21 protein-coding genes and 1 pseudogene are annotated in these 26,911 nt (G+C 71.3%); 9 read left to right on the forward strand and 13 right to left on the reverse strand.

From position 1 onward, the window contains the following. Positions 1-36: 36 nt before the first annotated feature. From OG943_RS22970 to tig, 5 genes are all read right to left on the reverse strand, one after another. On the reverse strand, positions 37-444 hold the full coding sequence (locus OG943_RS22970; RefSeq protein ID WP_328611858.1) for a hypothetical protein: 408 nt from the start codon (positions 442-444) through the stop codon (positions 37-39). A 124-nt stretch (positions 445-568) separates the two neighbouring features. Continuing rightward, positions 569-1,864, reverse strand: a complete 1,296-nt coding sequence (clpX, locus tag OG943_RS22975) for an ATP-dependent Clp protease ATP-binding subunit ClpX (protein WP_328611859.1) — start codon at positions 1,862-1,864, stop codon at positions 569-571. Between the two features lie 223 nt (positions 1,865-2,087). Next, entirely contained in the window at positions 2,088-2,741 is a 654-nt protein-coding gene (locus OG943_RS22980; RefSeq protein ID WP_328611860.1) for an ATP-dependent Clp protease proteolytic subunit, read from the reverse strand. A 25-nt stretch (positions 2,742-2,766) separates the two neighbouring features. Then, complete coding sequence (locus OG943_RS22985) at positions 2,767-3,378, reverse strand: ClpP family protease (protein ID WP_328611861.1); 612 nt, start codon at positions 3,376-3,378, stop codon at positions 2,767-2,769. A gap of 242 nt (positions 3,379-3,620) precedes the next feature. Beyond that, positions 3,621-5,027, reverse strand: a complete 1,407-nt coding sequence (gene tig, locus OG943_RS22990; RefSeq protein ID WP_328611862.1) for a trigger factor — start codon at positions 5,025-5,027, stop codon at positions 3,621-3,623. A 344-nt stretch (positions 5,028-5,371) separates the two neighbouring features. On the opposite strand from tig, the gene OG943_RS22995 reads away from it, so the two are divergent. Continuing rightward, positions 5,372-7,435 carry a fatty acid desaturase gene (locus OG943_RS22995; RefSeq protein ID WP_328611863.1) on the forward strand — a complete coding sequence of 688 codons (2,064 nt, stop codon included), beginning with the start codon at positions 5,372-5,374 and terminating at the stop codon, positions 7,433-7,435. A gap of 21 nt (positions 7,436-7,456) precedes the next feature. After that, a pseudogene (locus OG943_RS23000) lies at positions 7,457-8,303 on the forward strand (fructosamine kinase family protein). A 41-nt stretch (positions 8,304-8,344) separates the two neighbouring features. Here OG943_RS23000 and OG943_RS23005 read toward each other — a convergent pair. Further along, positions 8,345-9,154 carry a hypothetical protein gene (locus OG943_RS23005; protein WP_328611864.1) on the reverse strand — a complete coding sequence of 270 codons (810 nt, stop codon included), beginning with the start codon at positions 9,152-9,154 and terminating at the stop codon, positions 8,345-8,347. Positions 9,155-9,348: 194 nt separating this feature from the next. Here OG943_RS23005 and OG943_RS23010 point away from each other — a divergent pair, with 194 nt between their 5' ends. The 7 genes from OG943_RS23010 (at position 9,349) to OG943_RS23040 (ending at position 19,285) form a co-directional block, all read left to right on the forward strand. Then, positions 9,349-10,902, forward strand: coding sequence for a sensor histidine kinase (locus OG943_RS23010; RefSeq protein WP_328611865.1), 1,554 nt, complete (start codon positions 9,349-9,351; stop codon positions 10,900-10,902). Between the two features lie 63 nt (positions 10,903-10,965). Further along, positions 10,966-11,952: a methyltransferase gene (locus OG943_RS23015; RefSeq protein ID WP_328611866.1), complete on the forward strand. Its 987-nt coding sequence runs from the start codon at positions 10,966-10,968 to the stop codon at positions 11,950-11,952. Positions 11,953-12,092: 140 nt separating this feature from the next. Further along, entirely contained in the window at positions 12,093-14,009 is a 1,917-nt protein-coding gene (locus OG943_RS23020; RefSeq protein WP_328611867.1) for a glycosyltransferase family 39 protein, read from the forward strand. A 187-nt stretch (positions 14,010-14,196) separates the two neighbouring features. Then, entirely contained in the window at positions 14,197-15,483 is a 1,287-nt protein-coding gene (locus tag OG943_RS23025; RefSeq protein ID WP_328611868.1) for a bifunctional glycosyltransferase family 2/GtrA family protein, read from the forward strand. Next, a complete protein-coding gene (locus OG943_RS23030) occupies positions 15,480-17,336 on the forward strand; it encodes a glycosyltransferase family 39 protein (protein WP_328611869.1) in 1,857 nt (618 codons plus the stop codon). Before OG943_RS23025 ends, OG943_RS23030 begins: the two co-directional genes overlap by 4 nt. A gap of 170 nt (positions 17,337-17,506) precedes the next feature. After that, positions 17,507-18,220 (forward strand): PP2C family protein-serine/threonine phosphatase, encoded by a 714-nt coding sequence (locus OG943_RS23035; protein ID WP_328611870.1) that lies wholly within the window; start codon positions 17,507-17,509, stop codon positions 18,218-18,220. A gap of 114 nt (positions 18,221-18,334) precedes the next feature. Beyond that, entirely contained in the window at positions 18,335-19,285 is a 951-nt protein-coding gene (locus tag OG943_RS23040) for an ankyrin repeat domain-containing protein (protein WP_328611871.1), read from the forward strand. Here OG943_RS23040 and OG943_RS23045 read toward each other — a convergent pair. The 7 genes from OG943_RS23045 to OG943_RS23075 form a co-directional block, all read right to left on the reverse strand. Next, positions 19,267-19,773: a DUF2127 domain-containing protein gene (locus tag OG943_RS23045; protein WP_328611872.1), complete on the reverse strand. Its 507-nt coding sequence runs from the start codon at positions 19,771-19,773 to the stop codon at positions 19,267-19,269. The two genes, OG943_RS23040 and OG943_RS23045, sit on opposite strands and share 19 nt — an antisense overlap. Positions 19,774-20,252: 479 nt before the next feature. Next, positions 20,253-20,684: a hypothetical protein gene (locus OG943_RS23050; protein ID WP_328611873.1), complete on the reverse strand. Its 432-nt coding sequence runs from the start codon at positions 20,682-20,684 to the stop codon at positions 20,253-20,255. Then, positions 20,666-20,890, reverse strand: a complete 225-nt coding sequence (locus OG943_RS23055; protein ID WP_328611874.1) for a zinc finger protein — start codon at positions 20,888-20,890, stop codon at positions 20,666-20,668. Before OG943_RS23055 ends, OG943_RS23050 begins: the two co-directional genes overlap by 19 nt. Before the next feature lie 76 nt (positions 20,891-20,966). Further along, positions 20,967-21,788, reverse strand: a complete 822-nt coding sequence (locus OG943_RS23060; protein WP_328611875.1) for a hydrolase — start codon at positions 21,786-21,788, stop codon at positions 20,967-20,969. Positions 21,789-21,821: 33 nt separating this feature from the next. Then, entirely contained in the window at positions 21,822-22,565 is a 744-nt protein-coding gene (locus OG943_RS23065; RefSeq protein WP_442874765.1) for a TetR/AcrR family transcriptional regulator, read from the reverse strand. Between the two features lie 110 nt (positions 22,566-22,675). Then, positions 22,676-25,030, reverse strand: coding sequence for a GH92 family glycosyl hydrolase (locus OG943_RS23070; RefSeq protein WP_328611877.1), 2,355 nt, complete (start codon positions 25,028-25,030; stop codon positions 22,676-22,678). A 112-nt stretch (positions 25,031-25,142) separates the two neighbouring features. Next, the gene (locus OG943_RS23075; protein WP_328611878.1) at positions 25,143-26,612 is read right to left on the reverse strand and encodes an amidohydrolase; all 1,470 of its coding nucleotides are present in this window, start codon (positions 26,610-26,612) and stop codon (positions 25,143-25,145) included. Positions 26,613-26,911 lie beyond the last annotated feature (299 nt).

Consider the following 26,911-nt stretch of genomic DNA (forward strand, 5'->3'; position numbering starts at 1 on the left):
AAACCGCTTGAAAAACCGCTTGAAGAAACCCGGCCGTCAGGCGGAGACCCAGCGGCCGACGACCGAGATGAGCCAGAAGCCGACCATCGTCGCGACCGCGAAGAGGGTCGCCCAGCGCAGCTGCAGCGGGCGGGTTTCCGCGGCGCGCAGGAGGCGCAGGAAGTACCAGGCGCCGGCGAACAGCGGGATCGGGATGAGCGGCAGCGCCGACAACCGGGTCCCGACGGCGACCAGGCAGACCGCCGAGAAGACCGCGAGCGTGATCGTGGAAGCCCGGTAGAGCCACGGGCAGCGGGCCAGCAGCGAGGCCACGACCCGCTCACTCAGCTCGACAATGCCGACGGAGGGGCCCGAAGGCTCGTCGGTCTCAGCGGGTACCGCAACATCGGCCGGTTCGGCGGTCGTGTTGTCCCCGGGGGTTGCGGTCAGCGGCACGGTTGTCATCCACTCCATTATCGCGCCTGCCGCGAACACCTCGTCAGCGGACTCCTCTTTGGCGCCTGTCCATCAGCACAGCGGCGCCCGCTGCCGCCCGGGCAGCCAAGCCCGGGCGGCAGCGGAACCGCGATCAGGCCGACTTCTCGCCACGCTCGCTACGCGCGCGGCGGGAGGGCTGCCGCGCCACGATCGTGGGGTTCACGTTCTCCCGGACCGTCTGCTCGGTGATCACGACCTTCGCCACGTCATCGCGGCTCGGGATGTCGTACATCACCGGCTGGAGGACCTCTTCCATGATCGCGCGCAGGCCACGGGCACCAGTGCCCCGCAGCACCGCCTGGTCGGCGATCGCCTCGAGCGCGGTATCGGTGAACTCCAGCTCGACGTTGTCCATCTCGAAGAGCTTCATGTACTGCTTCACCAGCGCGTTGCGCGGCTGCGTGAGGATCGAGACCAGCGACTCCTTGTCCAGGTGGTTCACCGTGGCGACCACCGGGAGCCGGCCGATGAACTCCGGGATGAGCCCGAACTTGATCAGGTCCTCGGGCATCGTCTCGGAGAAGACGTCACTGCCCTCGATCTCGGCCTTGGTGCGGATCTCCGCGCCGAAGCCGAGGCCGCGCTTGCCCACACGCTCGTTGATGATCTTCTCCAGCCCGGCGAACGCGCCGGCCACGATGAACAGCACGTTCGTCGTGTCGATCTGGATGAACTCCTGGTGCGGGTGCTTGCGCCCGCCCTGCGGCGGCACCGACGCCGTGGTCCCCTCGAGGATCTTCAGCAGCGCCTGCTGCACACCCTCGCCGGAAACGTCACGCGTGATCGACGGGTTCTCCGACTTGCGGGCGATCTTGTCGACCTCGTCGATGTAGATGATGCCCGTCTCGGCGCGCTTGACGTCGTAGTCGGCCGCCTGGATCAGCTTCAGGAGGATGTTCTCGACGTCCTCGCCGACGTACCCGGCCTCGGTCAGCGCCGTGGCGTCCGCGATGGCGAACGGCACGTTCAGCAGCTTCGCCAGCGTCTGCGCGAGGTAGGTCTTGCCGCAGCCGGTGGGGCCGAGCATCAGGATGTTGGACTTCGCCAGCTCGACCGGCTCGTCCTTGGAGTCCTTGGGCCCGGCCTTGTCGTCGGCCTGGATGCGCTTGTAGTGGTTGTACACCGCGACGGCCAGCGTCTTCTTCGCGTCGTCCTGGCCGATGATGTACTGCTCGAGGAACTCGTGGATGTCGGCGGGCTTCGGCAGCTCGTCGAGCTTCACGTCGCCGGCTTCGGCCAGCTCCTCTTCGATGATCTCGTTGCAGAGGTCGATGCACTCATCGCAGATGTAGACCCCGGGGCCGGCAATGAGCTTCTTCACCTGCTTTTGGCTCTTCCCGCAGAAAGAACATTTCAGCAGGTCGCCGCCGTCACCGATCCGTGCCATGGCCGTTGACCTCGTCCCCTCCGGTGCGCGAAACACGCACCTGACACTGTCTCGCCGCCCCGGCCGCTGCCCGATCGCACCGGGGCCTCACGCATTGCCACTGACGGTACCCGTCCGAAGCCGCGAGCGGGAACACCCGGGCCCGTACCGGGCACGTAGGGCTCGACACTAGACCAGGAAACCGGTACGTGTCGTCAGTTCGACACGCACCGGTCCCGGTGAATCAGTTGGCCGAGGCCTTCCGGTACGGAAGCACCTCGTCGATCAGGCCGTAGGCCTTGGCCTCTTCGGCGGTGAGGATCTTGTCCCGCTCGATGTCGGCCTTGATCTGGTCCGGCTCCTTGTTCGTGTGCTTCGCCAGGATGACCTCCATCTGACGCCGCACCCGCTGGATCTCGTTGGCCTGGATCTCCAGGTCGGAGACCTGGCCGTAGGTGCCCTCGGTGGCCGGCTGGTGGATCAGCACCCGCGCGTTCGGCAGCGCCATGCGCTTGCCCGGGGTACCGGCCGCCAGCAGCACCGCGGCGGCCGAGGCCGCCTGGCCGAGGCACACGGTGGAGATGTCCGGGCGGATGTACTGCATGGTGTCGTAGATCGCCATCAGCGACGTGAACGACCCACCCGGGGAGTTGATGTAGATGCTGATGTCGCGGTCCGGGTCCTCGTGCTCGAGGTGCAGCAGCTGGGCCATCACGTCGTTGGCCGACGCGTCGTCCACCTGCACCCCGAGGAAGATCGTCCGCTCCTCGTACAGCTTGTTGTACGGGTTGGACTCCTTCACGCCGTAGCTGGTGCGCTCGACGTAGGAGGGCAGGATGTACCGCGACTGCGGGGTCTGCGGAGCCCGGAAGTCACCCGGGAGCCGGAAATTGCTCATGAGAGGTCTCCTGTGTGCTTCGCGCTCAGTTGGTCGGGTTGAGGCTGTTGCCGTCGCCGCGGGTCAGCACGTGGTCGACGAAGCCGTACTCCTTCGCCTCCTGCGCGGTGAACCAGCGGTCGCGGTCGCCGTCCTTGATGATCTGCTCGGTGGTCTGGCCGGTCTGGTCCGCCGTGATCTTGGCCAGCTCCTGCTTCCACTTGTTGAACAGATCAGCCTGGATCGCGATGTCCGAGGCCGTGCCGCCGACCCCGGCCGACGGCTGGTGCATCAGGATCCTGGCGTGCGGGAGCGCGTACCGCTTGCCCGGCGTGCCCGAGGAGAGCAGGAACTGCCCCATCGAGGCCGCCATGCCCATGGCGTAGGTCGCCACGTCCGGCTTGATCAGCTGCATGGTGTCGTAGATGGCGAACCCGGCGGTGACCGAGCCGCCCGGCGAGTTGATGTAGAACCGGATGTCGGACTCGGAGTCGTCCGCGTCGAGCAGCAACAGCTGCGCGGTGATCCGGTTGGCGATCTCGTCGTTGACCTCGGAACCGAGGACGACGATGCGCTCCTGGAGCAACCGCTCGAACACCGAGTCGGTGAGGGTCAGCCCCGCGGTGCCGGTCCGCCCCTCGGGCATGTGCTGCTTCACGTCTGCCTGCCTTTTCGCCGGCGGCGGCCCTGTGTCGAACCGGGCGCCGCTGTCGTATTTCAGATGCTTGACTAACAGTGCCGTTCGTTACCAATCCGACGTCAGCCACGGCGGAAAGGGCTTCCGCCGAGCAGATCGGCTGCAGCCCGTGTCCGCCTGCTTCCGGTCGAATTGCTAACACCCGACCCTAACGAACTTGGGCGGTGCAGAATGCCTCACACCGCCCAAGTTCGCTTACAGCTTCACTCCGCCGGGGTCTTGGCCGCTTCCTCGGTGACCTGGGTCTCCTCCACGGTCCCCTCGACGACCGCCGGGGTGTCGGCCTCGTCGCCGGCGCCGAACAGCTCCGAGAGGTCGACCTCCTCGCCCGAGGCGTTCTTGACCGTGGTGCCGCGGACCACCGAGGCGAGCGCCTTGCCGCGGCGCACGTCGGCGTAGATCGCGGTCAGCTGGCCCGACTGCTGGGCGCGCTGCACGTACTCGTCCGGGCTGACGCCGAAGCGCTGGGCCTGGTACACGATCCGCTCGGTGAGCTCGCCGTCGTTGACCGACGTCTGCTCCTTGTCGGCGATGGTGTCCAGCAGCAGCTGCGTGCGGACGGCCTTCTCCGACTCCTCCTGGACCTCGGCGTTGAACTCGTCCAGCGTGCGGCCCTCGGCCTCGAGCGCCTTCGCGAACTGTTCCTCGTCGTGGTCGAACGGGTGCACCGCGTCGTGCTTGCGGTTCTCGATCTCGCCCTCGAGCACCTTCTCCGGGATCGGCACCTCGGTGCGCTCCAGGAGGATGTCGAGGACCTGGTCGCGAGCCTGCACGCCCTGCTGCATCTTCTTGACCCGGGCGAGGCGCTCGCGCAGATCGGCCTTCAGCTCGTCGATCGTGTCGAACTCGCTGGCCAGCTGGGCGAACTCGTCGTCGGCCTCCGGCAGCTCGCGCTGCTTGACCGACTGGACGGTCACGGTCACCTCGGCGTCGTTGCCCGCGTGGTCGCCGGCGACCAGCTGGGTGGTGAACGTCTTGGTGTCGCCGGCGCTCGCGCCGATGATCGCGTCGTCGATGCCGTCCACGAGCTGGCCGGAGCCGATCTCGTAGGACAGGCCGGTGGTGGAGGCCTCCTCCACGGTCTCGCCGTCGACGGTCGCCGACAGGTCGACGGAGACGAAGTCGCCGTTCTCGGCCGGGCGCTCGACACCGGTCAGGGTGCCGAAGCGGGCGCGCAGCTCGTCCAGCTGCTCGTCGACCTCCGTGTCGGTGGTCTCGACGTCGTCGACGCTGATCTCAAGACCCGCGAGGTCCGGCAGCTCGATCTCCGGCCGCACGTCCACCTCGGCGGTGAACTCGAGCACCTCGCGGTCCTCGATCTTGGTCACCTCGAACTCGGGCTGGCCCAGCGTGCGGACCTCCCCGGCGCGGACGGCCTCGATGTACTTGGCCGGGATGGCCTCGTTGACGACCTCGTCGAGCACCGGCGCACGGCCGATCCGGCTTTCCAGGACGCGAGCGGGCGCCTTGCCGGGCCGGAAGCCCGGGATGCGCACCTGCTGGGCGATCTTGCGGTAGGCGCGGTCGAAGTTCGGCTTGAGCTCGTCGAACGGCACCTCGACATTGATCTTGACTCGCGTCGGGCTGAGCTGCTCGACGGTGCTCTTCAAGGTCTTCTCCTCGAGCGGTAAACGATGGGGTGGGACAATCCGCGGATTGGCCCCGGTCACCTGCAGACCGGGACGACCGAGTCTAGGCCAGGGGTACGGGCGGACCTGGTCGGGGGCCACCGGGGCACCCCGCCGAGCAGCGGCGGCGCGTCCGCACCGGCCCGGGCGGGAGCCGTGTCACCCAGTATGTACGCCTCGGTCAGTACGCCTCCGGGCCCTTCGCACCGCGCCCGCGCGCTGCCGGAGCCGCTCGCGATCCGGGGGAGAGCAGATGTACAAATGCTGTCCGATTGTCTAGCGTGTCAGCGCTCGACCGAGTAGCGCTCGACCGAGGAGCCCGCCGGATGCCCGTCGTCGACAGCCGCCCGCCCGGAGCCGGGGAAAAGGGACGCTCCGCCGTCCCCGGCCCGCGGCTCGCCCTGCCTCCGGTGTCGCTCCCCGCGCTCGCGCTGTTCTTCGGCGGGCTCACGCTGTGGGCCACGGCGACCTGGCTGCTGCTGGCGGGCCTCGCGTCGCCCTGGCTGACCATCCCGCTGCACACGGCCGTCACCTTCACCATGTTCACCGTCGCGCACGAGTCGGCGCACCACACGGCCGGCAGGCTGACCTGGCTGAACGAGGTCCTCGGCCGGCTGTCGACGCTGTTCGTCGCCGCCTACGGCTCGTTCCCGCTGCTGCGCTCCCTCCACCTCGGCAGCCACCACCGGGGCAGCCGCGCCGACCCGGGCGCGTGGATTTCGGAGGGTCCCTGGTGGCAGCTGCCGTTCCGCTGGCTGACGATCGACTTCTCCTTGGCGCGCCACCACTTCGGGCACGCCCGCGAACGGCCGCCGGGCGAGCGCGCCGAAGGGCTGGTCGCGCTGTCCGCGTTCACCGCGCTGGCGGCGGTGCTGATCGCGACCGGGTACGGCTGGGAGCTGCTGGTGGCCTACCTGATCCCGCAGCGGCTGGGGCTCGGGCTGGTGATGTGGTGGTTCGGCTGGCTGCCGCACCACGGCCCCGCCCCGGCGCCGGCGGAGGGCCGCCCCGGTGGCTCGCGGCTGCGGGCGGGGCTGAAGTGGCTGATGACGCCGGTGCTGCTGCACCAGACCTACCACCTGCTGCACCACCTCCGCCCCGCCGTCCCGTTCCACCGCTACCTGCGCACGCGGACCGTCAACCGCGAGGAGTACCTGGCGCGCGACGCGCCGATCACCATCGCGTGGGGCCGCGAGCTGACCACGACGGAACACCGCGCGTGGCACCGGCTGACGAAGAGCTTCGCCGAGCCGCCCGCGCCCCCGGCCACGCCGTTACCCGGCCCGCGGCGGTTCCACCGGCTGCGCGTGGACCGCGTCGAGCCCACGGGCCAGGACGCCGTCGTGATCACCTTCGCGGTGCCGGACGAGCTGCGCGAGACGTTCCGGCACCGGCCCGGCCAGCACGTGGCGGTGCGCGCCCTGATCGGCGGGCTGCCGGTGCGGCGCACGTACTCGATCTGCTCGGCCGCGGGCACCGGCCTGCTGCGCATCGCGGTGCGGCGGCGCGACGGCGGGGCGTTCTCCTCGTACGTCAACTCGCGTCTGCGGCCCGGCGACCAGCTGGACGTGCTGCCGCCTTCGGGCGGGTTCACGCTGACGCCCGTGCCGGGCCGGGCCGCGCACTACGTCGCGCTCGCGGCGGGCAGCGGCATCACCCCGGTGCTGTCGATCCTCGCGACCGCGCTGCGCGACGAGCCGCACAGCCGCGCGACCCTGTTGTTCGTCAACACTTCCGGCGCCACGGCGATGTTCGCCGACGAGATCGGCGCGCTGGCGCGGCAGTGGGCGGGACGGCTGCACGTCATCCACTACCGCACCGACGAGCGTGACCCGGACCTGCACCAGCACCGCCCGGCCCGGCACTTCGACACCGTCGGCGAGGCACTGGCGATCTCGCACGAGCGTTACCTCAGCGGCCGCCTCGACGGCACCCGGCTGCGCGCCCTGCTGCAGAACCGGCTGCACCCGGCCAAAGTCGGCCAATGGTTCCTGTGCGGCCCGCGCGGCCTGCTGGACCAGGTCCGGCGGACGCTGTCGGAGAACTACGTGCCGGACGAGGACGTCCACTTCGAACTGTTCGCGGGAGCGCCCGCGCGCAGGCCGCAAGGGGCACCGGCGGACCTGTCGGTGACCATGGGGCACAGGACGACCGAAATGGTCACGGAGCCGGGCGAGACCGTGCTGGACGCTTCGCTGCGCGCGGGCCTCGACGTGCCGTACTCCTGCACCGGCGGCGCGTGCGGCAGCTGTGTGGCGAGGCTGGTGCGCGGCCGCGTCGACATGGACGTCCGCTACGCCCTCACCGAAGCCGACGTGGCGGAGAACCGCATCCTGACCTGCCGCGCCCGGCCGACCACCGCCGAACTGGCCGTCGACTACGACCACTGAGCAGCCGGTACGGTCCTGCTCATGAGTGACGCCGCGGCTGCCGTTTCCCGGCTCACGGGCCGCGCGGTCACCGGCGAGCGGCGGCTGTCCGGGGCGTTGACCGAAGCCGTCCTGGACGGCGGGGACGTCGTGCTGGTCAAGCGGGGCCACGCGCCGGGCGCCACCGCCGCCGAAGCCGCGGGGCTCCGCTGGCTGGCCGAACCCGCCGTGGTGCCGATCCCGGTCGTCCACGGCCATGACGAGCACTGGCTGGTCCTCGACCGGATCGACACGGGGCGGCCGGACGAACGGACGGCGGAGCGGCTGGGCCGAAACCTCGCCGCCCTGCACGCCGCCGGCGCCCCCGCGTTCGGCTCCCCTCCCCCGGACGCCCCGGCCGGCGCGTGGATCGGCCTGGCCCCGATGGACAACACCCCGGGCCCGGACTGGCCCGAGTGGTACGCCGAGCACCGCGTCCGGCCCTACGTCCGCCTCGCCCGGGACGAGGGCACCCTGACGGCCGACGAGGCCGGGGTGTTCGACCGCGTCTGCCACCGCCTCCCGTTGGTGTCCGGCCCGCCGGAACGCCCGTCCCGCCTGCACGGCGACCTGTGGAACGGCAACGCCGGCGTGGACGCGGAGCCGCGCGTACCTCATCGACCCCGCGACCCACGGCGGCCACCGCGAAACCGACCTGGCGATGCTGCGCTTGTTCGGCTGCCCCCAGCTGGACCGGGTCCTCGGCGCCTACGCCGAAACCACGCCCCTGTCCCCCGGCTGGCGCGAACGGATCGAGCTGCACCAGCTGTTCCCGCTCTTGGTGCACGCGGTCCTGTTCGGCCGCTCGTACGCCACCCAGGCTTTGTCGATCGCCCGCGGATTGTCCTGACACACAAGGGTTCCCGCCGATGACCGTCCTATATAGACGGACTATCCCGCGCCCGGCGGGGTGCCGCCCGGGCCGCCGGTGGACGTGCTGGTTTCCGTGATCGAAGTGGCGGTGGCGGTGGTGCCCGAGGTGGTGGCGACGATGGTGACCGCTTCGCCCTTGGTGACGCCCGTCGCGGTGGTGGAGTCGATGGTGTAGACCTTCGTGAAGCCGTCGTCGCTCTGGGCGGTCAGGGAAGTGGCGCTGAGAGCCGTGACCTTGCCCTTCTGGAGGAACTCGGTGACGTAATCGCCGTTGGTGCCGGTGGTGACGAATTCGCCGTGCAGAGCGGTGCTCAACGTCGCCGCGCCGCCGGGCGCGCCTCGGCCGCCCATCTGGCCCGCGCCGGGCCCGCCGCCGGTCGCGCCCGTGGCGTCCGTAGTGGACGACGCCGAACTCGCCGCCCAGATCCCCGCGCCGCCGCCCACGACGATCACCGCGGCGACCCCGCCCGCGACCCACTTGCGGCGGCCGCTCCAGGGCGCACCGCCGCCGGGCGGCGGGGGCGTGGCCCCACCCCAAGTGTCCGGCGTGGACGGTCCGGAACCCGGCGGCACGGCACCTCCCGAAGGCCCGGGCGGCGCCGCGGGCGAGCCGTAGCCCGAAACCGGTTGGCCCGGTACCGCGGGCGAGCCATAGGCCGGACCGGGCCCAGCGGGGCGGCCGCTCATGCCCGCGCCGTAGTAACCGTTCGGTGCCGCAGAACCACCGGGCGCGGAATTCGGCCAGGCCGCGGGCCCCGCGTTCGGCGGGACGGGCGGCCGAGGCGGGACGGGCGGCGTAGGCGTCTGGCCGCTGCGAGGTGTGGTCATGACTGTCACTCCTTAGGTACACAAGGGATCTGAAACCCACCGTGGTCAGCGACGCTGTGTACGCACTGTGGCTGCCGTCAGCTAGTGCTGTGACCGGCTTTTCGCCGCATCCGTGACATTCCCGCGATCCCTCGCACAGCCGACTCACAGGCAGCACACATCGCTCCCACACTCTGGGCCCGCACGCTCTTGGCATGGCACTTCGCGCGAAGGGAGCACCCGGCCGGCTGACCCGGTTCGGGCGGCTTTCGCTGCGCATGAAGCTCACGTTGTCGATCGTCTTGCTGCTGTCGCTGGTGTGCCTGGTGATCGGGGTGGTGAGCGAGTTCGCGCTGAGCGCCTTCCTCACCGACCAGACCGACGGGCAGCTCTACGCCGCCGCCGACCGGGCCAAGGACTTCGCCGTGCACGGGGGGCCGCGGGGTGGGAACAACCCGCTCGACGCGCCCGGGCAAGGCGCCGGGACCGTCAACGCGCACCTCGTCGGCAACCAGCTCGTCGACGGCGGCTCCCTCTCGCAGCACGGGCAGCTGGTCAGGCTCACCCCCGCGCAGCTGGACGTCCTGCAGACGGTGCCCGTCGACGGCAAGGCCTACGACCGCACCCTCGACGAGCTCGGCGACTACCGCATCACCGCGTCGGCCATCCCGGGCGGTGTGGTCATCACGGGTGTCCCCCTCGAGCCCGTGCACCTGACACTGCTGACGGTCGGGCTGATCCTGTTCGGCGTCGCCGCGGTGGGGGTCACCGGGGCGGCGATCATCGGGGCCTTCGCGGTCCGTCGCACGCTTCGGCCGCTCGAACGCGTCGCGACGACGGCCGCGCGGGTGTCCGAGCTGCCGCTGGACCGGGGCTACGTCGACCTCTCCGTGCGGGTCCCCGACGGCGACACCAACCCGCGCACCGAGGTCGGCCAGGTCGGCTCGGCGCTGAACCTCATGCTGGGCCACATCTCCGCCGCGCTGGAGGCGCGGCACGCGAGTGAGCTGCGCGTCCGCCAGTTCGTCGCCGACGCCAGCCACGAGCTGCGGACGCCGCTCGCCGCCATCCGCGGGTACGCCGAGCTGGCCGGGCGCGGGCGGATGCTGGTGCCGCCGGACATCGCGCGGTCGATGACCCGCATCGAGTCGGAGGCCGACCGGATGACCATGCTCGTCGAGGATCTCCTGCTGCTGGCGCGGCTCGACGCGGGCCGCCCGCTGGAGGTCGCCGAGGTCGACCTCGCCCGGCTGGTCGCCGACACCGTCGGGGACGCGCACGTCGCCGGCCCCGGCCACGTTTGGCAGCTGCGCCTGCCGGACGAGCCGATCCTGGTGCACGGCGACGTCCAGCGGCTGCACCAGGTGCTGGCCAACCTGCTCGCCAATGCCCGCGTGCACACCCCGCCTGGCACCACCGTCGTCACGGCGCTCGCCCGCTCCGCCGACGGCAGTGCCGTGGTCACCGTGACCGACAACGGCCCGGGCATCCCGCCGGACCTGCTCCCGGCCGTCTTCGAACGCTTCGCGCGCGGCGACTCGTCACGCTCGCGCGCCGCGGGCAGCACCGGGCTCGGCATGGCCATCGCGGCGGCCGTGCTGGTCGCGCACCACGGCACGATCGAGGTGCACAGCCGCCCGGGCCGCACGGAGTTCGCCGTGCGCCTGCCGACGGTCGTGCCCGCGCAACGCAGCCACGCCGTCCCCCAGCTCGGAGCCCGGCGCGCCCGCAAACCGGGGCCGCCGCCGAACAACCTGCGCGCGTCCTGAACACCCCGCGGCCGAACCGAAATCCGGCTGCGGCCGTGACGACGGCCTGGTTACGTTCAGGCGATGGACCTGCCTTCGATTCGAGCCATGGCCGATCTCGCCACCCCGATGTCCATCCGGGTGGCCGCGACGCTCAGCCTGGCCGAGCGCGCGGGGAGCGAAGGGGCGACGGCGGAGCACCTCGCCGCCGAGACCGGAACCGCGGCACCGGCCCTCCGGCGTTTGCTCGACCACCTGGTCGCGATCGGCGTCTTCGCTCTCGACGCGGGCCGTTACCGCCCCACCGATCTCGGCGCCCAGCTGAGGGAGGACGCCCCGGAAGGCATCAAGCCCTTACTCGACATCACCTGTGCCGGCGGCCGCGCCGAACTCGCCTTCGTCGAGCTGCTCGGGACGGTCACGACGGGCGCCCCCGCCTACGAACAGCGGTACGGCCGTGAATTCTGGGCCGACCTCGGCACCGACCCGAAACTACGGCGCTCGTTCGACGCCCAGATGAATTGGCGGTTCCAGGCGCAGGCACCGCAGATCGCCGAACGCTTCGAGTGGAGCCGGTTCACCGAGGTCCTGGACGTCGGCGGGGGTGACGGGATCGTGCTCGCCGAGATCCTGCGGGCGCATCCCGCGCTGCGCGGGCGGGTACTGGACCTGGAGCCGACGAGCGCCGCGGCCGCCCGCCGGTTCGCGGCTACCGGGCTCGACGACCGGGGCGGCGCCGTTTCCGGCAGCTTCTTCGACCCGCTTCCCACGGGGGCCGACGCCTATCTCCTGTCCGACATCCTGCACGACTGGGACGACGAGCACGCCCGCGAGATCCTGGCCGGCTGCCGCCGCGCCGCCACGCCGGACGGCACCGTGGTGGTGATCGAAGCGGTGCTGGGGCAAGGGACCGGCACCGCGATGGACCTGTTCATGCTGATGTGTTTCGGCGGCCGGGAACGGACGGTCGGCGAGCTGGCCGCGCTGGGTGCCGACGCCGGGCTCGTGCTCCGCGGGTCCGGGCCGGTCGCGGACGGGCGGACGGCGCTGGAGTTCGGCGTCGCGGGCTGACCCGGTCAATGGACTCTTGATGCCGTTAAGGACTCCTTACCCGCGTCCGACGCGAGTAAGGAGTCCTTAACGGCACCTCGCATAGAAAGCACACAGGGCTGACACAAGGGTGCCCCAGCTCGGCCCCCGAAGCTGGGCCCATGACCGCAGTCGCGACCCCCGCCCGGCCGGCCGTCCCGGACCGGGCCCCTCGAAAGACCGACCCCCGCTGGGTCCGCCCCGCGCTCCTGCTCCTGCTCGTCGCGACCGCGGGGCTCTACCTGTGGGACCTCGGCGCCTCCGGATGGGCCAACGCGTTCTACTCGGCCGCCGCGCAAGCCGGTTCGGAAAGCTGGAAGGCGCTGTTCTTCGGCTCCAGCGACGCCGCCAACGGCATCACCGTCGACAAGACCCCCGCCGCGGTCTGGGTGATGAGCCTGTCCGCGCGGCTGTTCGGGGTGAACGCCTGGAGCATCCTCGTCCCGCAGGCCCTGATGGGCGTCGGCTCCACCTGGCTGCTGTACGCCACGGTGCGGCGGACGTCGGGGGCCGCGGCCGGGCTGCTGGCGGGCGCCGTCCTCACGCTCACCCCCGCCGCCGCGCTGATCTTCCGCTTCAACAACCCGGACTCGCTGCTGGTGCTGCTGCTCGTGGCCGGCGCGTACTGCACCGTCCGAGCGCTGGAAAAGGCGAGCCCGAAGTGGCTCATGCTGGCCGGCGCCGCGGTCGGGTTCGGGTTCCTCGCCAAGATGCTGCAGGCGTTCCTCGTGCTGCCCGCGTTCGGCCTGGCGTACCTGATCGCCGCGCCGACCGGGCTGGGCAAACGCTTGCTGCACCTGGCCGCCGCGACGGGCGCGGTGGTCGTCTCGGCGGGCTGGTACCTCGCGGTGGTGACGCTGTGGCCGGCCGCCGACCGGCCGTTCATCGGCGGCTCGCAGAACAACAGCCTGCTCGAACTCACCTTGGGCTACAACGGTTTCGGCCGCATCACCGGCGACGAGACCGGCAGCGTCGGCGGTGGCGGAGGTGGCGGCGGCTGGGGCAGCACCGGTCTGTTCCGGCTGTTCGGCAGCGAGATGGCGGGCGGTATCGCGTGGCTGATCCCGGCCGCGCTGCTCGCCCTCGGCGCCGGGCTCTGGTTCACCCGCCGCGCGCCGCGCACGGACCCCGGCCGCGCCGCGCTGGTCGTCTGGGGCGGCTGGCTGCTGGTGACGGCGGCCGTGTTCAGCTTCATGGGCGGCATCATCCACCCGTACTACATGGTCGCGCTGGCCCCGGCGATCGCCGCGCTCGTCGGCACGGCCGCGGTGCAGTTGTGGCGCCTGCGCTCGGAACCGGCCGCCGCCGGGCTGCTCAGCGGCGGCGTCGCCCTGACCGCGGTGACCACTTACGTCCTGCTGATCCGCGATTCCTCATGGCAGCCGTGGCTCGCCCCGGCTGTGCTTGTGGCCGGGCTGCTCTCGGCCGTCGCGCTGTTCTTCGTCAACCAGCTCGGCCGCGCCGCCGCCCGCGGGGTCGCCGTGCTGGGCCTGGTGACGCTGCTCGCCGGGTCCGGCGCGTACAGCCTCGCGACCGCCGCGACCACGCACAGCGGCGCCATCCCGTCGGCCGGACCGAGCAGCGGACAGGGCTTCGGCGGCGGGATGCCCGGGGGTGCCGGTGGGGGCAGGGCAGGCGGTCCCGGCGGAAACGGCGGCGGGCGCGGCGGCGGCATGGCGGGCGGACTGCTCGGCACCTCGTTGCCCGGCACCAATCTCACCGCCCTGCTGGTTCAGGACGCCGGGCAGTACCGCTGGACGGCCGCGACCGTCGGCTCCAACAACGCCGCCGGGTACCAGCTCGGCAGCGGCCGGCCCGTGCTCGCCGTGGGCGGCTTCAACGGGACCGACCCGTACCCGACGTTGCAGCAGTTCCAGCAGTACGTCCAGAGTGGACAGATCCACTACTTCCTCGGCGAGGGCATGACGATGCAGGGCGACAGCGGCAGCGACTACGCCGAGCAGATCGCCGAGTGGGTGGCCGCGAACTACACACCGACCACTGTGGACGGTGTCACGGTGTACGACCTGACCACCTGAGCCCCGCGCGGCCAAGCCGGTGGCCGGGTCCCGATGCGCCCCAATGTGGCGTTCGGTGCGTCCAACGCACCGAACGCCACATTGGTTGCGTTCAACGCAACCAACGCCACATTGGGGCGCTCCGACCCACAGGGCCAGCACAGGAACGCCACAAGGTAGCCAAAGCCCGGGCCGCGAGGGTGAACACATGAACGCCACCGCTCCCTCCCGCAGCAGCGCCGGCACCGTGCCCGCCCCGCGGCCGGGGACCACTCCGGTCGGCCTCAGCGGCCCGCACCCGGTCCTCGACGTCGTGATCCCGGTCTACAACGAAGAGGCCGACCTCGAGCCCTGCATCCGCCGGCTGCACGCGCACCTGGAAGAACACGTCACCTACCCGTACCGGATCACGATCGCGGACAACGCGAGCACGGACGAGACCCTGCACGTCGCCGAGCGGCTCGCACGGGAGATCCCCGAAGTCGTGGTCCACCACCTCGACGAGAAGGGCCGCGGGCGCGCGCTCCGCGCCGTTTGGTCCACATCGGACGCCAGCGTGCTGGCCTACATGGACGTGGACCTGTCGACGGACCTCGCCGCGCTCGCGCCGCTCGTCGCGCCGCTGCTGTCCGGGCACTCGGACCTCGCCATCGGCAGCCGGCTGGCCCGCGGGGCCCGCGTGGTCCGCGGGCCGAAGCGGGAGTTCATCTCGCGCTGCTACAACCTGATCCTCAAGAGCACGCTCGCGGCGAAGTTCTCCGACGCGCAGTGCGGCTTCAAGGCCATCCGCGGCGACGTCGCGCGGCGGCTGCTGCCCCACGTGCAGGACACCGGCTGGTTCTTCGACACCGAGCTGCTGGTGCTCGCGCAGCGGTCCGGCCTGCGCATCCACGAGGTGCCGGTGGACTGGGTCGACGACCCGGACTCGTCGGTCAACATCGTCGCCACGGCCACCGCCGACCTCAAGGGCGTCGCGCGCCTCACCCGCGCCACGTTCACCGGGGAAGTCCCGATCAGCCGGCTGCGCGAGCAGCTCGGCCGGGAGCCCATCGGCGTCGAGGCCCCGGGGGTGCCGCCGAGCCTGGCGCGGCAGCTGGTGCGGTTCGTCGCCGTCGGCGTCGCCAGCACGGCCGCGTACCTGCTGCTGTTCCTTTTGCTGCGCACCATGGTCGGCGCGCAGGCCGCGAACTTCACCGCGCTGCTCGTCACCGCGATCGCCAACACCGCCGTCAACCGCCGGGTCACCTTCGGCGTGCGCGGCCGGACCGGCGCCGGGCGGCACCAGTTCGAGGGCCTGATCGTGTTCGGCCTCGGCCTGGTGCTCACGAGCGGCTCGCTGGCCCTGCTCAACGGCACCACCCACCCCGGGCTCGTCCTGGAAACCACTGTGCTCGTGCTGGCGAACCTGGCCGCCACGGTGCTCCGCTTCCTGTTGCTGCGCGGCTGGGTCTTCAACCCCCGCCGCGGGCGCGCCACCGCCGAGGAGAACCGATGACCGCCGTCCTGCCCGCCCCCGTCGAGGGCGCCACCGTCCGAGATCCCCGTCACCACAAGGAAAAAGCTCCACGCTGGGTGCGCCCGTCCGTGTTCGGGCTGCTCGCGGCCACCGCCGTGCTGTACTTCTGGAACCTGACCGCCTCCGGCTTCGGGAACTCGTTCTACGCGGCCGCCGTGCAGTCCGGCACGCAGAGCCTGAAAGCCTGGCTGTTCGGCGCGCTCGACTCCGGCAACGTGATCACGGTCGACAAACCGCCCGCCGCGTTGTGGGTCGGCACGGCCTTCGCACGGATCTTCGGCTTCTCCAGCTTCACGGTGCTGGCCCCGCAGGCGCTGATGGGCGTCGCGTCCGTCGGCCTGCTGTACCTGACGGTCCGGCGGGTGTCCGGCCCGGTGCCCGGCCTGCTGGCCGGCGCGGTGCTCGCGCTGACACCGGTGGCCGCGCTGATGTTCCGCTTCAACAACCCGGACGCGCTGCTGGTGCTGCTGCTGATCGCGGCCGCGTACTTCACCGTCCGCGCCGTGGAGAAGGCGAGCCCGATGTGGCTCGCGCTGGCCGGCGTCGCGATCGGGTTCGGCTTCCTGACGAAGATGATGCAGGCGTTCCTCGTGCTGCCCGCGTTCGCGCTGGCGTACCTGATCGCCGCGCCGACCGGGCTGGGCAAACGCTTGCTGCACCTGCTCGGCGCCGCGGCCGCGGTCGTCGTCTCGGCGGGCTGGTTCATCGCGCTGGTCGCGGTCTGGCCCGCGTCCTCCCGCCCGTACATCGGCGGCTCGACCGGGAACAGCCTGCTGGAGCTGGCACTGGGCTACAACGGCCTCGGCCGGATCTTCGGCGGTGAGGGCAACCGCAGCGGTGGCGGCGGATTCGGTGGCGGTGGTGGCAACACGAGTTTCGGCGGTGCCAGCGGCATCGGCCGGATGTTCGGCGCGAGCTTCGGCACCGAGATCTCCTGGCTGCTGCCCGCCGCGCTGATCGGGCTGGTCGCCGGGCTGTGGTTCACCCGCCGCGCCGCGCGCACCGACCGCACCCGCGCGTCGCTGCTGATCTGGGGCGGCTGGCTGCTGGTGACCGGGCTGGTGTTCAGCTTCATGGGCGGCACGATCCACCCGTACTACGCCGTGCAGCTCGCCCCGGCGATCGCCGCGGTGGTCGCCATCTCCGGGCACGCGCTGTGGCGCAGCCGCGCGAACATGTCGGCCCGGATGGTGCTGGGCGGGATGATCGCCGTCACCGGGGTGTGGGACTTCATCCTGCTCGACCGGACGCCGGACTGGCTCCCGTGGCTGCGCTGGGTCGTCGCGCTGCTGGCGGTGCTGGTCGCCACGGTCGTGGTGGTCGGGCTGCCGCCGATGCGCAAGGCGCTCGCGGTGCTGGCCGCGGCGAGCGTGCTGACGCTGGGCCTCGGCACCGCCGCGTACGCCGCGGAGACGACCTCGGTGGCGCACACCGGGTCCATCCCGGTGTCCGGGCCCGCCTCGCAGAACGGCATGGGCATGGGCGGCGGTGGCGGCTTCGGCGAAAGCAGCTCGAGCACCGCCGTCGCGCAGTTGCTCGCGAAGACCACGACGAAGTGGGCGGCCGCAACCACCGGCTCGCAGTCGGCCGCCGAACTGGAGCTGTCCAGCGGCAAGGCCGTGATCGGCATCGGCGGCTGGGACGGCAGCGACCCCGCGCCGACGCTGGCCCAGTTCAAGCAATACGTGGCCGACGGTGAGATCTCGTACTACGTCGCCGGCGGCCACGAGGGCGGCCCAGGCGGCGGCTCCTCGGAGATCACCGAGTGGGTGGCGGCGAACTTCACCGCCACCACCGTGGGCGGGCAGACCGTCTACCAGCTCACATCCTGATCAGCCGAAGGTCCGTCAAGGCCTCCTTACCCGCGTCGCACGCGGGTAAGGAGGCCTTGACGGCGTTGGGGCGAGGAAACAGCCGACGTACAGCCACCCCTCAGGATCTTCCCAGGAATCGGGCGCATTCTGGAGCAAAGGGGAAGCCGCGAGAAAACCGGGAGGACACCATGGCCGGGACTCGATACCCACGCTGGCACACCGCGAGCGCCCAGGGGCCACGCGAGCGTAATGCCGACGCAGTCAGCGCGTACGCGGTGGCCGGCGCGCCGGGAATCACGTTTGCACTTGCCGACGGTGTCGGTGACGACCCGGGCGCCGGACGCGCCGCGCAGACCGCCGCCGCGGCCGCCGCGCGCACCCCGGTGAGCGAAGGCCCGGTCGCCGCGATCCTCAACGCGCAGCGGGCGGTGCGCGAGCTCGGCGGCACCGGCGACGCCGTGCTGGTGGTCGCGATGCCGTTCGCGGGCGGCTATCGGATCGGCTGGGTCGGCGACGCCCGCGCGTACGCCTGGAACGGCAGCATGGTCCGCCGGCTCACCGTGGACCACACGCTCGCCGAGTACTTCCGCTCGCGCCACCAGCCGTACACGCCGCGGATGGAGCACATGGTCACCACCAGCGTCCGCACCACCAAGCCGCACGAGATCGGCACGTCCGAGGTCGTCGGCGGCGGGCTGCTGCTGACCAGCGACGGCGTGCACAAGGTGCTGCCGCCCGCGACCATCGACGAGCTGCTCGGCGACCCGGGGCGCGGCGCCGCGGCGCTGGTCGAGACGGCCATCGCCATCGGCGGCTCCGACAACGCGACCGCGCTCTTCGTCGAGCAGCCGGAGGTGGACGTCGCCTACGTCGTGACTGAGCGGTTTCCGGTGGCCGCCTGAACCGGTGTGACTGCTTTTCCTTGGGAGAGCAGGGAAAACCGGGGCCGCTCCGGTGTGGTGCGAAAATTGTCGGTGGGTCCCGCTACGGTGCCGTCAACGGATCTGGGAGGGGCGATGGGCACCGGGGAATGGGCAGGACTGGGCTGGGGTGACCTGGCGGCCGTGCGCGCGCTGCTGGCCGCGGGGGCGGACCCGCTCGCCGGGGATTTCTTCTGGGGAACGGCGCTGCACGAGGCGGCCGAGCGTGGCTCGCCGGAGGTCGTCGCGGAGCTGGCCGCGCGGGCCGGCGAAGTGGACGTGATGCACGAGGGCCGCACCCCGCTGTGGCTGGCCGTCTTCGGCGGACAGCCGGAGAACGCACGGGTACTGGCCGAAGCCGGCGCCGACCCGTGGCGGCCGATGATGGCGGGCTGGTCCCCCGGGCGGCTCGCCTTCGCCGCGCGGGAGCCGGATCTGTTCGGGGCGCCACCCGCCGGGGTGAGGCTCGACGAGGCGGAGGCGCTGGCCGTCGTCCGGGCGCCAGCGCTGATCGCGGCACTCGGCGACTTCTATTTCGAGGGCACCAGCGTCTCGTGCGTCGCGAACGTCGACGCGGCGGAGGCCACGCGGCGGCTGCAGGCGGACCCGGTCGAGGACGGCGTGATGGCGGAGGTCCTGGACGAGCCCTGGCCGTCCGGCTCGGACGACATCGTCGGGGTGACCGACGTGGCCGGCGGCTGTGTGGTCACCCAGCCATGGGGATACCGGGCTTCCACCCCGTTGGTCGGCAGGCTGCTGTCGGCGGGCACGGTCTGTTACGGCGTCTACTCGAACCCCAAGAGCGGCAACCAGGGCAGCACCATCCGGGACGGCGTCCTCGATGGCTGGGACCTCCACCCCGGCGGCGGTGATCCGCGGGAAGAGGACGGCGCGGAAGAGGTGCTTCGTACCTTCCTGTACCAGCACAACGCGGCCGCGTACGCCTGTGCGTACGCCGGCCTGAGCCTGACGGACTCGCGGCCCGTCACTGGCCCGCCCGACGTCTGGCTACGCCTGCCGGAGCGCGACTACTGGGAGGCGTCCTGAGCCGAGCGTCGCTGACGGCGCAGCTGCCGGTACTCCCGGAAGACGAGCACGATGATGATGGCGTCGAGGGCCGCGAAGAACGGCAGCGCGATCGAGCCGGTGTTGATCGCGCGGTACACCTCGTAAACGACGAAGGCCGCCAACACCACCATCGCGACCGGATAGGCGCGCACCCACTTGCGTGCGAGCGCGAACACCAGCGCGAGCTTGATCGCGCCGTGCGCCATCAGGTACACCACGGCGAACGTCTTGGTGCTGCCGTCGGCGAAGTGCTCGGCCGCCAGCTCCAGGTGCCGCGCGAGCGTGCCCGACGGGTCGCCCAGCAGGTCCCGCGTGATCACCGCATGCGCGAACCCGGTGACGAACGTCGACGGGATGAACGCCAGGATCAGCGCCCCGACCAGCTGCAACGCGCCATCGAGGCCCTTCAGCGCGATCGCGATCCGGAACAGCTTCTCCGTCGAGTTCGCCGGCTTGTCCTCGCTCATCCGTCCAGCCAACACGAAAACCGCAGGCAGCGCTCGTTCTGAACTGTCCGGCCCGGTGCGGCGACGGGCTCCGGGCGGCCGGGGCGAGGGGCTTTGGCTGCGCTCGCGCCCGCGCTGGCCGGTTGGGCCGTCGCCGGGGCCGGGCGGCCGGGCGGGGGTTTCTGGCTGCGCTCGCGCTGGCCGGTTGGGCCGTCGCCGGGATTCCGGGTGGCGCTCGCTGTGCCACCCGGCGCCGCCAACACTCATCGTCGCCAACACTCATCGTCGCCAGCCCTCCTCGCTGCCAGCCCTCGCCGACACCCGCGCTCGCCGCCAGCCCTCCTCGCTGCCAGCCCTCGCTGACACCCGCGCTCGCCACTGCCCGCGCTCGCCACTGCCCGCGCTCGTCACTGCGGCACACCGTTGCCCGCCGGGCGCCGCAGACTCGAAGCGGGTTCCCGATGGCGCCCACCGTCCCGCCGAGCGCACCGCGCCACGGCCTACCGCGCCACCATTCCCTCCCGTGCCCGGCAAACCGGGCAGTGCTCGTGGCGGGCGGTACGGTTCGTCGGATCCTTGCCATAGAAGGGAAAACACGCCGCGCCGCACAAAGCGAGGAACACCGAGCCGCAGCGAATGGGACGGGGGCCGACCTGGTGGGCCGGGCCCGTGGCATGGCGGCGGGCGCCCGCTCCCGGCAGCCAGCCGTGTGCGGGCAGAGTGGCGAGGACGGCGGAGTTCACCTCGTCCGACCTCCGCAGTAACGCCCCGCCCAGGTCCACCAGCCGCTCGCCGAGGTCGCGGAGCGCGTCCGGGCGTGGGGCCTCCTCTTCGACGGCCCGGATCAGGAACGCCAGATCCGCGGCCAGCGAGGCCTCCAGGTCACGGATCCGGTCGAACAGCCGGGCGTCGGTCAGATCCGGCTCAGCCACGTCGCCGCACATCCCCCGCACGTCGGGTCGAACCAGTGCCCGCCGAGCTGTGGCACGTCCTCGCGCGCCACTGTCACTTCCTCCCCGCACAACGCCACGAACGACTCCTCCGGCCGCGGCGCGAACGCCCCTTCGAGCGCGTGTCTCTTGCCTTCTGCCTGCTGCCACCTGAACACGACGATCACCCCATTGAGGACTGTGATCACCATTCAAACTGTCAGCACTCGCCGACACCTACTGCTGGCGAGCATGATCAAGACTCCGGGACCCTCCGGAACCAGCTCACGTCAAATGGTCGAATTCACCACTGACCCAGCGAATGTGACGGTTGGCGGACCTACGCACGACCTGTTTGGCGTCGTGGTCGATGGTGTCGCCGCCGAGGGTGTAGAGGCGGTCGTAGTCGTACGGGTCGAGGGTGTCGGCGATGCGGCGCACCACTGCGGCCGAGAGCGGGACGCGGTGCGGGAGGTTGCGCTGGAACGACACCCAGTCGGGTTTCAGGCTGCCGGCGATGGTGTCGCCGGTCAGCAGGGTGCCGTCGGCGGTGCGGGCGACGGCGCTGCCCCGCATGTGCCCGCCCACGTGCACGAGCTCGACGCCGGGCAGCGGTTCGGCGTGGTCCTTCCACCGAGTGAGGACCGGATCCGGGCGCGCCACCCATTCCTCGTCCAGCGCGTTCACCAGCACCGGCACCCGGCCGAAGGCATGGCTCCAGCTGACCTGCGCGCCGAACATGTGCGGATGACTGGTGGCGATGACCGCCACGCCGCCGAGCTCACGCACCAGGCCGGCCACGTGCTCGTCGATGGAGGCGGGCGGGTCCCACAACAGGTTGCCGTGCGGGGTCTGCACCACGAACGACCAGTGGCCGATCGCCAGGCGGGGCTCGCGGCGCAGGCTGTGCACACCGCGGCCGTGGTCGCGGTGCTGGATCTCGTGCGGCCGGCCGGCCAGTTCTTCGTGGGTGGTCCACGATCCGTGCGCGCCCAGATCACCGCGTTCCTCGTCGGTGACCTCACCGCGGTCGAAGACACAATGCTCCGGCGCCACAACGGAATCCGGGTGCTCGAGTCCACAACCGTCACAAATCCAGATCGTCATGGCCCGACCTAACTACCTCCAGCGGACTCGAGGTCAAGCCCGGGTACGGCGGTGTGGCGTGAGGTTGTCGAGCATCAGGTTCAGGGTGAAGTCGAATCGGTCGTGCCCGGTGCCGGAGGTCAGTTCGGCCGCGTGGCGCCGGGTGTGCGGGAAGCGGTCTTCGGACAGGGAGCTGAACCGGTTGATGAGTTCGTCGCGGCTGAGAACCCAGTCGTCGTCGTGGTGCTGCTGTCGCTGTTGCACGAGTGAGCGCTCCAGGGCGTAACCGTTGACGTAGAGGGTCAGCGCGTCGAGTAACCACGCGGCGGTCTGCGGTTCGAGGCCTCCGGCGAGCAGGATCGCCAGGAGTCCTTCGCTGATCCGCAGGGTTTCGAGGTGGGTGGACACCATGGCCAGCGCGGCGCGGGAGACGCCCGGGTACTTCAGGTACTGGTCGCGCATCTGGGCGTACACGTCGAGGATCTGCTGCCGCCACGCGGCGGGGTCGGGCTCGGGCAGCTCGATTTCGGCATAGAGCCGGCCGATGAGCAGATCGTCGAGGTCGTCCTTGTTGACGATGTGCGCGTACAGCGAGGACGGCCCGGTGCCGAGCACGGCCGCGACCCGGCGGATGGTCAGCGCGTCGTAGCCCTCGGCGGCGATGACCTGCAGCGCGGCGCCGGTGATCCGGTCGGCCGTGATGGGCGTCTTGCGCCGCACCGGAGACGCGGTCGGCGCGGCGTCCTCGTGGGGTTGTGCGTGAAGAGCCGCGCGACGCCGGCGGGGATCGGTGGGCATGGCGGCCACTATAGCGAACTTAGTTCGCCAAGGAGAACGTTGTTCGTGACACCAGCGTGACGGAGGGCCCAACCGGTGGCCGTTCCGCGAGGGAACGGCCACCGGTGGGGTCAGGAGCGGACCAGCGCGGGCGGGGCGGAGTTCGTGCCCCAGCTCGTCGGCCGATCGGAGAGGCGCACGTGGATCGTGCCGGCGCGGAGGAAGTCCTCGTTGCTCAGCCAGCTCTGGCGCAGCTGGCCCCGGCGAGTGTCCACACCGGACACATACTGGAGCTTCGCCGCGCTGGCGCCAGGCGCCTCGATGCCGATCGGACGCCCGCCCGACGGCCGGATCTCCACCTTCTCGAACATCGGCGCGCTGATCAGGTACGTGCCCGAGCCCGGCTGGGCCTCGAACACGCCGGCCATCGAGAACACGAGCCACGACGAGATGGTGCCGAGGTCGTCGTTGCCGGGCATGCCGTACGGGGTGTCGGTGAAGAGCGTCCGCGCCGCGCGCAGCACAGCCGACGTCTTCCACGGCGCGCCCGTCCACGCGTACATCCACGGCGCGTGCAGGTCCGGCTCGTTGTTCGGGTTGAAGGCGAAGTTGTTGTGGTAGTCGTACGCCCCGTGGACCCAGGAGTCCGCGGCAGCCTTCGCCGGGTCGGTGAGCACCAATGGCGTGTCGAAGAACGTGTCGAGCCGCTTCTCCGCCTGGCCCGCGCCGCCCATCTGGGCGAACAGCTTCTGCGGGTCCTGCTGCGCGAGCCACTGGTACTGCCACGGCGTGCCCTCGTGGAAACCGGTCGACTGCGCCGGGTCGGGATCGCCGACGCCGGTGCCGTCCGCCGCCTTCGTGCGCGGGAAGCCGGTAAAGCCATGTGACTCGACGCTCGGGTCCCACAGCTTCGTGAAGTTGTCACAGCGCTGGGCGAGCGTGGCCGCCTTGTCGCGGTAGCCCAGCCCGGACGCCATGGTGGACAGCGCGCAGTCGGCCAGCGAGTACTCCAGCGTCGCGGAGCCGGCCTGGCGGCTGTCGCCATAGGTGTAGCCGGGCCGGTCCTGGTAACCGATCCAGCCGTTCTCCACATACGTCGGGTTGCCGTCGCGGCCGCGGAAGATCGACTGGTCGGCCGGGACCTCGTTGACGTTCTTCCACAGCGCGGCGAACAGCTGCCGCGCGGTGCGGTCGTCGAGCAGGCCGCGGCGGTAGTTGTCGACGATCCACGGGGTGACGGGGTCGCCGCTCATCACGTTCGTCTCGCCGCCGCCGAGCGCCCACCGCGGGACCCAGCCGCCGTCGGAGTAGATCCGCAGGATCGATTTCGCCATGTCCGCGGCCTTGTCCGGGTGCAGCAGGGCGACGAGCTGGTTCTGAGAACGGTAGGTGTCCCAGAGCGAAAACATCTGGTAGTACGGGGAATCGCCGCGGTGCACCCGGTCGTCGAAGCCGCGGTACCGGTTGTCCACATCGGACCCGATCGACGGGTGCAGCAGCGAGCGGTAGAGCGCGCTGTAGTACGTGCGCTGGTCGGCGGTGGTGCCACCGGCGACGCGCATCCGGTTCAGCTCGTCCTGCCAGGTGCCGTGGGCGGCGGCTCGGGCGCGGTCGAACGACCTCGGCTGCTCGGCCTTGCGGTTGAGCCGCGCGCCGTCGACGGAGGTGTAGGACACCCCGACCGACGCGCCCACCTGGCCACCGCGAGCGGGGTCGAAGGTGAGCCACGCGCCCGCGCGCTGCGTGCCGAGCGACGCGTCACGCTGGTTCGGCGTCAGCTTGCCGTCGGTCCAGGTGCCGAAGGCCGAGAACGTCCGGTCGAACTTGGCGCTGAAGTAGACCCGGTAACGCTCCTTCTGCGTCTCCCCGCAGAAGTTCCCGCCCTGCAGCCAGCCCTCGACGGTGTCGTTGCCGACCACGTGGACGTCGCCGGCGTAGGTGTAGCCGTTGCTCTCGCCGACCTCGATCAGCACGTTCTCGCTCGCCGCGCCGGCCGGGTAGGTGTAACGGTGCTGGCCGGTGCGCTGGGTGGCGGTCAGCTCGGCCTGGATGCCGTTGTCGAGCTTCACGCCGTAGTAGCCCGGTTCACGGGTTTCGTTGGCGTGGCTGAACTTCGCGCCGTACTGCGCCGGGTCCGACGACGTGACGGCGCCGGTGGTGGGCATGAAGCGGAAGTTGCCCATGGTCTGGCAGCCGACGCCGGACAGGTGCGTGTGGCTGAAGCCGAGCACGGTGTCCTGCGCGTAGTCGTAGGAGGCGTACTTCTTCAGCTGGGTGTCGGGGCTCAGCTGCACCATGCCGAACGGCGTGGTGGCGCCCGGGAACGTGGTGCCGTCGCCGTTGTTGCCGATCGACGTGTCGACCAGCTTGGTCGGGTCGGCGGCGAACTGCGGGCCGCGGTCGTGGGCCGCCGCGGTACCGGTGGTGGTGGCGCCCAGCAGGCCGGCGATCGCCAGGGCGGCGAAGACGCGTTTCCGCGCTCTCATCGCGATCCTCTCGTGGTGACAACGTTGTCAATGAACTGCTGGCACGATCCTTGCCGGTCCGGCTTGTCCCGTCAATCCGCCTTTGGTCGGCCCGGCCCGCGACCCCGGACGCTCAGGCCAGGTGGGTCGGCTTCCCCGCGAGGAAGGTCGCCGTGATCGGCATGTCGCGCAGGTCGGCGGGTGAGAGGCCGGTCGGGTCGGCGGCGGTGATCACCAGGTCCGCCGGGTCGCCGACGGCGATGCCGCGGCGGCCGCCCGACGCGGCGGCCAGTGCGTCCGCCAGCGGGATCGCCTGCTCGGGGTGCCAGGCGGGCCGGGTGTCGTCCGTGCGGCCGACCGCGGCGGCGATGCCGTCCCACGGGTCGAGGGGCGCGACGGGCGCGTCCGAGCCGATTTCGAGGCGGGCGCCGGAATCCAGCAGCGCGCGGTACGGGTACGCGCGGTCCGTGCGGCCGTGCCAGTGCCGGTCGGCGACGTCGCGGTCGTCGGGCTGGTGCGCGGGCTGGACGCCCGCGACGAGGCCCAGCGCGGCGAACCGCGGGATGTCGTCGGCGCTCAGCAGTTGCGCGTGCTCGATCCGGCCCGCGCAGCCGAGTTCGGCGAACGCGTCGAGCGCGATCGTGTTGGCCTTGTCGCCGATCGCGTGCACCGCGGGGGCCAGGCCGTGCTCCGCGGCGCGGCGCATCAGCGGCACCAGCTCTTCGGGCGGAAGCTCAAGCAGGCCAAGCGAATCCGTCTCCGGGTACGGGTCGTGGCAGTAGGCGGTGCGGGTGTTGAGCGAGCCGTCGACGAACAGCTTGAACGGGCCCACACTCAGCAGTCCCCCGCCGTCCGGGAGGACATCGCCGGTGCGGTGGCCGCGCGCGATCGCGGTGTCCAGCAGGTGCCGCGCGATCACGCAGGAGACGCGGGTGGCCGGCACCGCGGAAGCGACCCGGCGGGTCCAGTCCGCGACCGTGTCGGCGAACTCGTAGTCGACGATCCCGGTGACACCGCGCGAGGCGGCCGCGGTCAGCGCATCGGCGACCCAGCGGTCCTGCACCTCGGCCGGCGCGGCCGGCAGCTGGGCCGTGGCGCTCATGCAGTCGCCCTCCAGCAGCACGCCGGTCGGGTGCTCGCGGCCGATCAGCTTGAGCGCGGCGGGGCTGAGCCACAGCGTGTGCAGGTCGGCGCTGAACAGCGCCACGGCCCGCCCCGGCAGCGCCCGCTGCAGCATCTCCTTGTGCGGCTCGTCCGGCCACAGCGCGTCGCGGAAACCGGCCCCCACCACCAGTTCCTCCGGTTGCCCGGGATAGGCGGGCGCGGACAGCAGCCGGTGCAGCAGCAGCTCCACGGCCTCGGCCGCCGAGTGCGCGGTGCCCAGCGGGATCCGGCGCCGGAAGCCGGCCCACTGCACGGTGTGGACGTGCGCGTCGACGAGGCCGGGCAGCAGCGTGCCGCCGTGCCCGTCGAGCACCCGAGCCGCGAACCCCGAGCCGGAACCGGGCTCCTCGATGGCGGAGACCAGGCCGTCGTTCGCCCGGACATCGGCGAGCTGCCCGTCAAGCCCGACCCGGACGCGGCGCAGGAGTAGATCATCCATCCGGCCAGACTGCCAGGCCGGTACCCGGGATGGGAATCGGCAAAATGTCCGCCCGGACGGGTGAACGACGTAACGCGGCCGGAATTTCTGGGTATTACCCCGGTGTTGGACAAGTGCAGAAAGCATGGCAGCCGTCGCCCGCCGCAGGGTCAGGGCCGGTCAGGGGCGCCGCCTTCATAAGCCGCGCAGGGTTCAACTCCCTCGGTTGCCGCCAGTTTCACACCGGAGTCCGGCGCATCGCGTTGCCGCCCAACGGAACGAGTGCGCTAGGCCGTTCGTCCCACGCCGATTTGCGGCCG

The organism is Amycolatopsis sp. NBC_00345, assembly GCF_036116635.1.
Lineage (GTDB): Bacteria > Actinomycetota > Actinomycetes > Mycobacteriales > Pseudonocardiaceae > Amycolatopsis.